The following is a 9579-nucleotide window of genomic DNA, read 5'->3' as shown; positions in this document are numbered from 1 at the left end:
GCCCGGCGGCCGCGGCGATCGGCGGCCGGGCGGCCCGCGGCGGGACGGCGGGCGGCGGAGCGTCCTGGGGCGGGTCGGCGGACGGCGGGGGAGCGGCATCCCGCGGCGGAGGCCTCTCGGGGGACGCCGACGGCGGCGGGGAGGACTTCACCAAGGACACCCGGGACGGCGGGGAGGACTTCACCAGGGACACCGGGGGCGGGGCGGCGGAGGCGGCGTGCGCGCCCTCGGCGAGGGGATCGCGGTGCTCGCCGCCGCCGAGCAGGGCGGTGAGGGCCTGCAGCGCGGTGGGGCGGCGGGCCGGGTCCTTCTCCAGGCAGGCGGCGACCAGATCCCGCAGCGGACCCTCCAGGGAGCCCAGCTCCGGCTCCCCGTGCAGGATCCGCTGCATCACCGCGGGGATGGAGTCGTTGCCGAACGGCGGGACGCCGTTGGCCGCGAACGCCATCGTGCAGCCCCAGGCGAACATGTCCAGCGGAGGCCCGGCCGAGCCCGCCGCCAGTTGCTCGGGGGCCATGTAGGCGGGGGTGCCGATCGCCCCCGACAGGGTGGTCGAAGACCGCTCCAGCGGGCGGGCGATGCCGAAGTCGATGACCCGGGGGCCGTCCGGGCCGAGCAGCACGTTGCCGGGCTTGAAGTCGCGGTGGATCACCCCGGCCCGGTGGACGGCGGCCAGCGCGGTGGCGGTGCCGATGGCCAGCCGCAGCAGCCCGTCCCCGCGCAGCGGGCCCTGCTCGGCCACCAGCCGCTGCAGGGAGGGGCCGTCGATGTACTCGCTGACCACGTAGGGCTGCTCCCCGTCCAGCCGGGCGTCCAGGATCCGCGCGGTGCAGAACGGGGCGACCCGCCGGACCGCGGCCAGCTCTCGTTCCAGGTGGCGGCGGGCGGAGGACCCCTCCTCCAACTCGGCCCGCAGCAGCTTCACCGCCACCCGGCGGCCGTCCGGCGCCCCGCCCAGGTAGACGGTGCCCTGGCCGCCCTCGCCCAGCCGGCCCAGCAGGGCGAAGCCGCCGATCTCGCGGGGGTCGTTGGGACGCAGCGGGCGAGGCTGCGGTGGCATGGAGCCTCCAGCGGGACGGACACCCGGACAGGGGACAAGCAGCATAGTGGGCCCGCGGACACGGCCGCGGCGGGGACGCCGCGCGGTGCCCGCGGAACGCGAGCCGGGCGCGAGCCGGACCGGACCCGCCGCGTGCGGGCCCGTCACCCCCGCCGGACGGGGACGGCGCCCGTGGCCTGCGCCACCATCCGCTCGTACACCTCCGGGTCGGTGGTGTGCGCCCCCAGCCGGTGCCCGGTGAGGGCGCCGTGGTCGTCGCTGGAGCCGGTGACGGCCAGCCCCAGCTCGGCGGCCAGCCCGCGCAGCCGGGCGCGGTCGGCCTCGTCGTGGTCGGCGTGGTCGACCTCCACGCCGAACAGCCCGGCCCCGGCCAGCTCGGCGATCAGCGCGTCGCTCACCGTCCTGCCGCGCCGCATCGCCCTGGGGTGGGCCAGCACCGCCACGCCCCCGGCGCCCCGCACCAGCCGGACCGCCTCCACCGGGTCGGGCGCGTGCCGGTGCACGTGGGCGCGACCCCCGTCGCCGATCCACCGCTCGGTGAACGCCTCCGCCGGATCGTCGATCACCCCGGCGTCGACCATGGCCCGTGCGATGTGCGGCCGTCCCACCGCCGCGCCCCCGGCCAGGGCGGTCACCCGCTCCCAGGTGATCGGCACGCCCAGCTCGGCCAGCCGCTCCACCATCAGCCGGCCGCGCTCGTCGCGGGCCCGGCGGATCCGCGCGCACTCGGCCGCCAGCGCCGGCTCGGCCGGGTCGAACAGATAGGCCAGCAGGTGGATGCTCAGTCCGTCCCGCGCGCACGACAGCTCCATCCCCGCCACCAGGGTCAGCCCGTCCGGAAGCGCCGCCTCGGCCTCCGCCAGGCCCGCCGTGGTGTCGTGGTCGGTCAGCGCGAGCACGTCCAGCCCGGCCTCCCGGGCCCGCCGCACCACGTGGGCGGGCGGTTCGGTGCCGTCCGAGGCGGTGCTGTGGCTGTGCAGGTCGATGCGCATCGCGGGAATCCTCGTCCGATATCGGGTTGACCCTGACGTTACGGCAGGCTCCAGCCTGGACCGCGCAAGCCCGTGCAGGGAGGGAGTCCCATGGACTACTCGATAGGGCAGGTCGCCGAGGCCGCCGGGGTGACGGTGCGCACGCTCCGCCACTACGACGCCATCGGCCTGCTGAGGCCGAGCGGACGGACCGCCGCCGGCTACCGCCGCTACGGCGACGCCGATCTGGAGCGGCTTCAGCAGATCCTGTTCTACCGGGAGCTGGGATTCCCGCTGGAGGACATCGCGACGATCCTCGACGACCCGGACGCCGACGCCCTGACGCACCTGCGCCGCCAGCGGGAGCTGCTGATGGGCCGGATCGACCGGCTGCGTGCGATGGTCGACGCGATCGAGCTCGCGATGGAGGCGAGGAGAGTGGGAGTCGACCTGACCCCTGAGGAGCGGCTGGAGATCTTCGGGGGCGACCCCGACGTCCACCGGGCCGAGGCGGAGGAGCGGTGGGGCGACACCGACGCCTACCGGGAGTCGCAGCGCCGCACCGCCGCCTACACCAAGGAGGACTGGAAGCGGATCACGGCCGAGCAGAAGGCGATCGTCGACGGGTTCGCCGAGGCGCGGGCGGCGGGCGTGCCCGCCACCGACGCCCGCGCGATGGACCTGGCCGAACGGCACCGCGGGTTCATCACCGACAGCTTCTACGAGTGCTCCGTCCGGATGCACCGGCGCCTCGCCGAGCTGTATGTGAACGACTCGCGGTTCACCGCGGTCTTCGACCGGACGGCCGAGGGGCTGGCGCAGTACGTGCACGACGCGATCTGCGCCAACGCCGACCGTCAGGAGGCCCGCTGAGTCACCCGATGGTGTGGCCGCCGTTGACGGTGATCCGCTCGCCGGTGATGTACCCGGCGGCGTCGGATGCCAGGAACGCCACCGCGGCGGCCACGTCGTCGGGGACCCCGATGTGCCCCAGCGGCACGTCCTCGATGTAGGACCGCAGGTCCTCGGCGGGGACGTCGGCGTGCCGCTCGACCGGGATCCAGCCGGGGGCGACCAGGTTGACGGTGATGCCGTACCGGCCCAGCTCCCGCGCCCACGACCGGGTCAGGCCGATCTGGGCGCCCTTGGCGGCGACATAGGCCGACATGCCGGGCAGGGCGCGTTCGAACACATCGGAGCCGATCTGGATGATCCGTCCGCCGCCGAGCTCCTTCATCCCCGGCACCACCGCCTGGGCCAGCAGGGTGGGGCTCTTGACGAAGAACTCCAGCTGGTCCAGGTGGTCCCGCCAGGTCAGCTTCTCAAGCGGGACGGTCGGCTGCGGCCCGGTGGCGTTGACGACCAGCGCCCGCACCGGGCCCAGCCGGCCGGTCACCCGCTCCACCAGGTCCCTGACCTGCTCCTCGTCGGTGACGTCCGCGCCGAACGCCTCGGCGACGCCGCCCGCCGCACGGATGTCCTCGGCCACCCGCTCGGCCGCCTGCGCGCCCGCCCGGTAGTTGACCGCCACCGCCCATCCGTCCGCGCCGAGCCGGCGCGCGATCGCCGCCCCCAGCCCGCGCGACGCTCCACTGACCAGAGCCACCCGTGTCGTCGATTCCACGATCGACGATCCAACCGCGCCCGGCTGCGCCGGGCAATACCGGTTTGTCCGGCATGCCCTCGGGTAGGGCGGTCGCGCGTTCGAAGGGAGGCCCGCATGGAGTACGAGGCGACCCGTGGCATGCCGGCGGAGAGCCGCATCGTGTTCGACGTGGCGTCGGACGTGTCCACCATGTCCCGCTGGCTGCCCGAGGAGATCCACGTCCGCGACATCGCCCCCGGCCTGGCCGAGGCCGACGCCCGGACCGAGCGCACGACCCACCAAGGGCTGATGCGCACGGCCCCCGAGCGGCTCCGGCTGGAGTGGGGCGTCAAGGACCGGCCGGACTACGCCGGATGGCTGGAGGTCACCGACGCCGGCGCCGGGGCGAGCGAGGTCGTGGCGCACCTGTCGTTCCGCGGCGACCAGCCCGAGGCGAGCGATTCCGGCCGGGCGAGGGAGGAGGCGCAACGGTCGCTGGAGCGCTCGTTGGACCGGCTCGCCGAGGAGGTCGCCCGCCGTGTCGCCCAACCGGGCTATTGAACGGCGGAGGGAGAGGCGATGAACGAGGCGATGAACACGCCGAACGATGCAGAGCACGAGGCAGAGCACGAGCGGGTCGACCGCGGGCCGGGGGCGCACTCCGGGCACGAGAGCCAGGTGCGGGAACGGATCGTGCCGGGCACCACCAGTGCCGCCGAGGGCTACCGGCCGTCGGAGGACGACGTGCTCGCCGGGGTCCGGATGCGGCCCGGGGAGACCGCCGAGCCGCCGCAGGAGCGGGAGCTCGCCCGCGACGAGGACGCCGACCTGCCGACCGGCGACCGGGGCGACGAGCCTCCCGAGGAGGGCTCCCAGTCCACCGGCGGCCGGGCCTGAACGTCCGCCGGACGACCGGCCCCGTCCCGCGTTGAACGGCCGTCCCGATCGGCCGATACCCCGGGTCGGCTTCGCCGCTCGCAGGGCCCGGCGGAGCGGCCCGTCGACCGTGTGCGGCCCGCCGCCGTGCCCCGGCCCGCCACCGTGTCCCGGCGTCCCACCGGCCGCGCCCCCCGGGCCGGTCTGGGAACGGAACGTCTCGGAACGGGACCGGATCGTCAAGCCCGATCTCGGAGCCTGGCGCTCACTTCCCCCCGTCGCCCGCGGAGTCCGCCGGGCGGTGGCCCTCGACCCGGTGCTTGAGGTCCTCGGGGAACTTGCGCGTGTCCCGGGGCTCCACATACGGCTCCCGGCCCCCGGGGGCCAGCCCGCCCGCGATGGCCTTGCCGCGCTGCAGCTCGGCGTTCAGCTCCGCGCCCAGCAGCAGGGCGATGTTGCTGATCCACAGCCACACCAGGAAGATGATCACCGCCGCCAGGCTGCCGTAGGTCTTGTTGTAGGAGCCGAAGTTGGCCACATAGAACGCGAACCCCGCCGAGGCCAGCAGCCACACCGCCAGCGCCAGCAGCCCGCCGGGGGTCACCCATCTGAAGCCCTGCCGGGCGTTCGGCGACGCCCAGTACAGCAGCGAGAACAGCAGGCTGACCACCACCAGCAGCACCGGCCACTTGGCGATGTTCCACGCCGTCACCGCCTGCGGCCCCAGCCCCAGCAGGTCCCCCGCCTTGCGGGCGATCGGGCCGGAGATCACCACCGCGATCGCCGAGACGGCCAGCAGCACCAGCGCGGTCAGCGTCACCGCCACCCGGATCGGCAGGGTCTTCCAGATCGGCCGCCCCTCCGGGACGTCGTAGATGGCGTTGGAGGCGCGCATGAACGCCGCCACGTACCCCGACGCCGACCAGATCGCCACCAGCAGACCGACGATCGCCACCAGCCCGGCCCCGCCGCGTCCGCGCTGCAGCTCGTTCAGCGCGTTGACCAGCACGTCGCGGACCGCGCCCGGCGCCAGGTCGTCCACGTTGTCGACCAGCCCCTGGGACACCGACTGGCCGCCCAGCCCGACCAGCGACACGATCACCAGCATGGCCGGGAAGATCGACAGCACCCCGTAGTAGGTCAGCGCCGCCGCCCAGTCGGTCAGGTTGTCCTCCTTGAACTCCCGCAGCGTCCGCTTGACCGCTCCCTTCCAGGACGCCTTGGGCATCTCCGAGAGGGCGTCGGGGCCCCGCTCATGGGTCCGCGGCGCGTCCTCCGGGCGTTCCTCGGCGGGGCCGCTCATCGCGTCGCGCCCGCCGTCTCCCGGTGCGGCCGGGCGGCGGCGGAGCGGTGCATGCCCTTGGCCCCGGCCCGCTTGGTGGCGCCCTTGACCATCCCGGTGATCGCGCCCTGCAGCGCGGCGGCCGCCAGCACCTCCACCCAGCCGCGGTCGAGGTCCTTCGCGTCGGGGACCTCGTCCTCACCGGCGGCCAGCTTCCAGATCCGCTTGAACAGCATCCCCGCCACGATGCCGCCCAGCACGCTGGAGACCAGCGACAACACCTTGTAGACCATCGTCGATCCCCTCCATGCGAGCCCCTCGCGCGGCCCTCCGCAGATTCAGCCAGTTCCCTCCAGCGCGGCCCTCAACCGTGGCTTCGCGTTAGGCTGCCGCCGCCATGGGCGGTTCGTCCGACGCCCCCCGGTCATGAGAGGCGCCGATGTACTACCTGGTGGGAACGACCGGCCATCCCAACTACGGCGACGAGCTGATCGCCGCCGTGTGGCTGCGGCATCTGGCCGAGGCCGCACCGGACGCCGAGGTGTGGCTGGACTGCCCGCATCCGGGCACCGCCGCGGTGATGCTGAGTCATCTGCACCCGAACGTGCAGTTCACCGACACGTTCTGGCGGCTGTGCCGGGAGGCCCCCGACGACGGGCCCTGGCAGGTCGCCCGCTGGGTCCGCCGTGCGATCGGCGACCTGGGCATGGCCCCCCGCTGGGGGCTGGGCCGCGAGCTGGCGGCCCGCGCCGAGGTGGTGCACATCATCGGCGGCGGCTACATCAACGGCCTGTGGCCCCGGCACTACGGCCTGCTGGCCGCCGCGGTGGGGGCGGTGGAGCGCTCCGGCGGCCGGGCGGTGATGACCGGGCAGGGCCTGTGGCCCGTTCCCGAGCACGGCGCCCAGCTGCTCCGCGACCTGGCCGCCCACTTCGCGCTGGTGGACGTCCGCGACGAGCCGTCCGCCCAGGTGCTCGGCGACGTCACCACGGTGACCGCGACCGGCGACGATGTGCTCTTCGGCCTCGGCCCCCACCTGTACCGGCCGCCGCACGAGCCGCTCCGCGAGGTCGTGCTGTGCCTGCAGTCGGACCTGCTGAGCATGCCGCGGCCCGCGCTGGCCTCGTTCGTCTCCGCCGCGCTGCGCTCATGGGGCGTGACGCCCGAGCAGGTCGCGGTGGTGGAGGGCATCCCGGGCGTGGACCGCGCCGTGTTCGACCTGCTCGAACCCGAGCTGCCCGGCGCCCGCTTCCACCCGTTCCTGGAGGTGTGGCGGCACGGCCTCCCCGCCGGCCCGGGGCAGACCTGGATCTCCACCCGCTTCCACCTGCACCTGCTGGCCGCCGCGGCCGGGGCCTCGGGCGTGGCGGTCTCCGTCAACCCCGACTACTACGCCGTCAAGCACCGCTCCCTGATCCGGCGAGGCAGCCGCTGGACCCTCAGCGACGCCACGGACGTCCCCGAGCGGCCTGCGGCCGGCGGCTTCGACCACGACGTCCTGGAGGCCGCCCGCCGGGAGAAGCGGTCGCTGGCCGCCGCGATCTACGGGCGTTGACCGCGTCGCGCCCGCCGGTGCGCGAGCGGGGCGGCCGGGCGTCGCGCCCCGGCGCAGCCGACCCCGCGTGGCCGTGAGCAGGGCGGATGTAGGAACATGATCGCGTCCGATGCACGGGAGGGCGTCATGAGCGAGGTTCTGCTGCAGGTCGAGCGCGGTATCGCGACCATCACCCTGAACGCGCCGGAGCGGCGCAACGCGCTGTCGGTGGCGGTGCGCACCGGGCTGGGGGAGCGGCTGAAGGAGGTCGCGGCCGACGAAGAGGTCCGCGCCGTGGTGCTGACCGGGGCGGGCACCGTGTTCTGCGCCGGCGCCGACCTCAAGGAGGTCCAGGCCGGGGTGACCGGAGGCCCCTCCATCCCCGAGCTGCTGACCGCGATCATGGATCTGCCCAAGCCGGTGGTCGCCCGGCTGAACGGCCCGGCCCGGGCCGGGGGCCTGGGCATCGTGGCGGCCTGCGACCTGGCGGTGGCGCCCGATGATGTGACGTTCGCGTTCACCGAGGTCAGGATCGGCGTGGTGCCCGCGATGATCGCGGTGGTGCTGCGGGACCGGATGAGCCCGCGGGCCCTGTCCCGCTACTTCCTGACCGGGGAGACCTTCGGCGCGGCCGAGGCGGCCGAGCACGGGCTGATCACCGCGGCCTGCCCGCGCGAGAAGCTGGACGAGACGGTCGGCGGGCTGCTGGAGGCGTTCCGCGTCACCGAGCCCAAGGCCCTCGCCCGCACCAAGCGGCTGCTGACCGAGCTGGCGGGGATGCCGCGGGAGGAGGCGTTCTCGCTGGCCGAGCGGGTCTCGGCGGAGTTCTTCGCCAGCGAGGAGGCCGCCGAGGGACGCCGCGCGTTCTTCGAGAAGCGCCCGCCGCGCTGGGCGCTGTGACCCCTGCCGGCGGGACCGGCCGGACGGGACCGGCCGCTCCGTTTCCGCGTCGGGCCGGCGTGTCCGTCCGGGCGCCGGAGAGGCCCCGGGTCACTTCTTCTTTTTGGACTTCTTGCCTTTCCGGGATTTCTCGGCCTCGGCCCCCTTCTTGGCCTTCTTGGCCTTCTTGCTCTTTTTTCCGGTGACCTTGGTCGTGATCTCAGGCGCCGCCTCGGCCGCCGGAATCTCCTCGGCCCTCGGGGCGGGGACCGCGGCGGCCGGGGAGGCCCCGGCGACCCGGTCGCGGAACGTCTGACCGACCCGGAACCGCGGCGCCTCGGTGGCCGGCACGTCGATCGGCCGGCCGGTGCGCGGGTTGCGGACGGTGCGGGCCGGGCGGGACATCCTGTCGAAGGTGCCGAACCCGGTCACCAGGACCCGTTCCCCGGCGGCCACCCGCTCCATGATCTCCTCGAACACGGCGTCCACGTGCCGCCGGGCCGTCGCCTGGTCACTGCCCGCACGTGCCGCCACCGCCTCGATCAACTCGGTTCTGTTCACCGGCAGCGCCTTTCGTCATCGGTTCGGTCACCTGGTCGCCAATGTAAATCAGTGACGGATTCCGTGGGCGGTCCGCCGGATTCTTCGTGACCGGAACGCCGCCGGGTCGAAGGCCGAGGACGCGTCCCCGGCCTTCGACCCGCCCGCGCTCGGGAACGCCGATCAGCGGCGCGGCGGCTTCTTCTGCAGCGGGACGGCGATCCGGTTGAAGGCGTTGATCAACGCCACCGCCGCCACCAGATGACCGGCCTCCTCGGGGGAGAAGTGCTCGGTCACCGCGTCCCACACCTCATCGGGCACGCCGTGCCCGCCGAGCCGGGTGGCGGCCTCGGCGTAGCCCAGCGCCGCCCGTTCCGCCTCGGTGAACAGCTCCGACTCCCGCCAGGCGGCGACCTGGAGCAGCCGGTCGATCTCCTCGCCGTGCTCCAGGGCGTCGTGGGAGTGCATGTCGATGCAGAACACGCAGCCGTTGAGCTGGGAGACCCGCAGCTCGACCAGCTTCCACAGGCGGTGGTCCAGCGGGCCCTCGGCGATCGCGGCGTTGGCCTGGAGGAACGCCTTGTACGGCCCGGCCGCGGCGGCCATCAGATCCAGTCTGGGCATCGTCTCTCCTTTCCTCGCCAGGGAGACGACGCGACCCCGGTGCGTGTGACGGGCGATTCGGCCCGGACGCCTCTCCCGCGCGCCGGACGGTCCCGCGGAGCGGCGCCGTCCGCCGGCGCGCCTCCGCGGGCGGCGGCTCCGAGGACGCCGGAGGCGGAGGAGAGAGGGCGGGTTCGGGCCGGCGGCGCGCGAAGGGACGCCGAGAGAGGCCGGGAGGCGCCGGGAGGA

Annotated in this window: 12 protein-coding genes; 5 read left to right on the top strand and 7 right to left on the bottom strand. The window is 74.4% G+C overall.

Annotated elements, in window-relative coordinates:
* Positions 1-1060 (bottom strand): serine/threonine-protein kinase (locus EIO00_RS11425; RefSeq protein WP_175596191.1); only part of this gene is annotated, 1060 nt, incomplete at its 3' end.
* A gap of 143 nt (positions 1061-1203) precedes the next feature.
* A complete protein-coding gene (locus EIO00_RS11420) occupies positions 1204-2052 on the bottom strand; it encodes a PHP domain-containing protein (protein WP_140177961.1) in 849 nt (282 codons plus the stop codon).
* A gap of 90 nt (positions 2053-2142) precedes the next feature.
* Here EIO00_RS11420 and EIO00_RS11415 point away from each other — a divergent pair, with 90 nt between their 5' ends.
* Positions 2143-2904 carry a MerR family transcriptional regulator gene (locus tag EIO00_RS11415; RefSeq protein ID WP_140177959.1) on the top strand — a complete coding sequence of 254 codons (762 nt, stop codon included), beginning with the start codon at positions 2143-2145 and terminating at the stop codon, positions 2902-2904.
* Position 2905: 1 nt separating this feature from the next.
* Here EIO00_RS11415 and EIO00_RS11410 read toward each other — a convergent pair whose 3' ends face one another.
* Positions 2906-3637, bottom strand: coding sequence for an SDR family NAD(P)-dependent oxidoreductase (locus tag EIO00_RS11410; protein WP_140177989.1), 732 nt, complete (start codon positions 3635-3637; stop codon positions 2906-2908).
* Positions 3638-3751: 114 nt separating this feature from the next.
* Between EIO00_RS11410 and EIO00_RS11405 the strand changes: the two genes are divergently transcribed.
* Together EIO00_RS11405 and EIO00_RS24505 are read left to right on the top strand one after the other, a co-directional pair.
* Positions 3752-4177 carry an SRPBCC family protein gene (locus EIO00_RS11405; RefSeq protein WP_140177957.1) on the top strand — a complete coding sequence of 142 codons (426 nt, stop codon included), beginning with the start codon at positions 3752-3754 and terminating at the stop codon, positions 4175-4177.
* Positions 4178-4195: 18 nt separating this feature from the next.
* Positions 4196-4513, top strand: a complete 318-nt coding sequence (locus tag EIO00_RS24505; protein ID WP_175596186.1) for a hypothetical protein — start codon at positions 4196-4198, stop codon at positions 4511-4513.
* A 244-nt stretch (positions 4514-4757) separates the two neighbouring features.
* Here the strand turns inward: EIO00_RS24505 and EIO00_RS11395 are convergent, their stop codons facing one another.
* The gene (locus tag EIO00_RS11395; RefSeq protein WP_241661280.1) at positions 4758-5795 is read right to left on the bottom strand and encodes a YihY/virulence factor BrkB family protein; all 1038 of its coding nucleotides are present in this window, start codon (positions 5793-5795) and stop codon (positions 4758-4760) included.
* Positions 5792-6067 carry a DUF4235 domain-containing protein gene (locus EIO00_RS11390; protein ID WP_140177956.1) on the bottom strand — a complete coding sequence of 92 codons (276 nt, stop codon included), beginning with the start codon at positions 6065-6067 and terminating at the stop codon, positions 5792-5794. The genes EIO00_RS11395 and EIO00_RS11390 overlap by 4 nt, the downstream gene beginning before the upstream one ends.
* A 146-nt stretch (positions 6068-6213) precedes the next feature.
* Between EIO00_RS11390 and EIO00_RS11385 the strand changes: the two genes are divergently transcribed.
* Together EIO00_RS11385 and EIO00_RS11380 are read left to right on the top strand one after the other, a co-directional pair.
* Complete coding sequence (locus tag EIO00_RS11385) at positions 6214-7329, top strand: polysaccharide pyruvyl transferase family protein (RefSeq protein ID WP_140177954.1); 1116 nt, start codon at positions 6214-6216, stop codon at positions 7327-7329.
* 126 nt (positions 7330-7455) lie between these two features.
* Positions 7456-8208 carry an enoyl-CoA hydratase-related protein gene (locus EIO00_RS11380; protein WP_140177952.1) on the top strand — a complete coding sequence of 251 codons (753 nt, stop codon included), beginning with the start codon at positions 7456-7458 and terminating at the stop codon, positions 8206-8208.
* Positions 8209-8298: 90 nt separating this feature from the next.
* On the opposite strand, the gene EIO00_RS11375 is transcribed toward EIO00_RS11380, so the two are convergent.
* Both EIO00_RS11375 and EIO00_RS11370 read right to left on the bottom strand, forming a co-directional pair.
* Positions 8299-8748: an HU family DNA-binding protein gene (locus EIO00_RS11375; protein ID WP_140177950.1), complete on the bottom strand. Its 450-nt coding sequence runs from the start codon at positions 8746-8748 to the stop codon at positions 8299-8301.
* 162 nt (positions 8749-8910) lie between these two features.
* On the bottom strand, positions 8911-9351 hold the full coding sequence (locus EIO00_RS11370; protein WP_140177948.1) for a carboxymuconolactone decarboxylase family protein: 441 nt from the start codon (positions 9349-9351) through the stop codon (positions 8911-8913).
* Positions 9352-9579 lie beyond the last annotated feature (228 nt).

The organism is Thermomonospora catenispora, assembly GCF_006363815.1.
GTDB lineage: Bacteria > Actinomycetota > Actinomycetes > Streptosporangiales > Streptosporangiaceae > Thermomonospora > Thermomonospora catenispora.
This window is presented reverse-complemented; position numbering and strand designations above follow the sequence as displayed.

Excerpts from the sequence above, each read along its gene's own strand:
- EIO00_RS11385 (WP_140177954.1), top strand. The coding sequence starts at position 6,214 with ATGTACTACCTGGTGGGAACGACCGGCCATCCCAACTACGGCGACGAG.
- EIO00_RS24505 (WP_175596186.1), top strand. The coding sequence starts at position 4,196 with ATGAACGAGGCGATGAACACGCCGAACGATGCAGAGCACGAGGCAGAG.
- EIO00_RS11405 (WP_140177957.1), top strand. The coding sequence starts at position 3,752 with ATGGAGTACGAGGCGACCCGTGGCATGCCGGCGGAGAGCCGCATCGTG.
- EIO00_RS11420 (WP_140177961.1), bottom strand. The coding sequence starts at position 2,052 with ATGCGCATCGACCTGCACAGCCACAGCACCGCCTCGGACGGCACCGAA.
- EIO00_RS11380 (WP_140177952.1), top strand. The coding sequence starts at position 7,456 with ATGAGCGAGGTTCTGCTGCAGGTCGAGCGCGGTATCGCGACCATCACC.
- EIO00_RS11390 (WP_140177956.1), bottom strand. The coding sequence starts at position 6,067 with ATGGTCTACAAGGTGTTGTCGCTGGTCTCCAGCGTGCTGGGCGGCATC.
- EIO00_RS11395 (WP_241661280.1), bottom strand. The coding sequence starts at position 5,795 with ATGAGCGGCCCCGCCGAGGAACGCCCGGAGGACGCGCCGCGGACCCAT.
- EIO00_RS11370 (WP_140177948.1), bottom strand. The coding sequence starts at position 9,351 with ATGCCCAGACTGGATCTGATGGCCGCCGCGGCCGGGCCGTACAAGGCG.
- EIO00_RS11415 (WP_140177959.1), top strand. The coding sequence starts at position 2,143 with ATGGACTACTCGATAGGGCAGGTCGCCGAGGCCGCCGGGGTGACGGTG.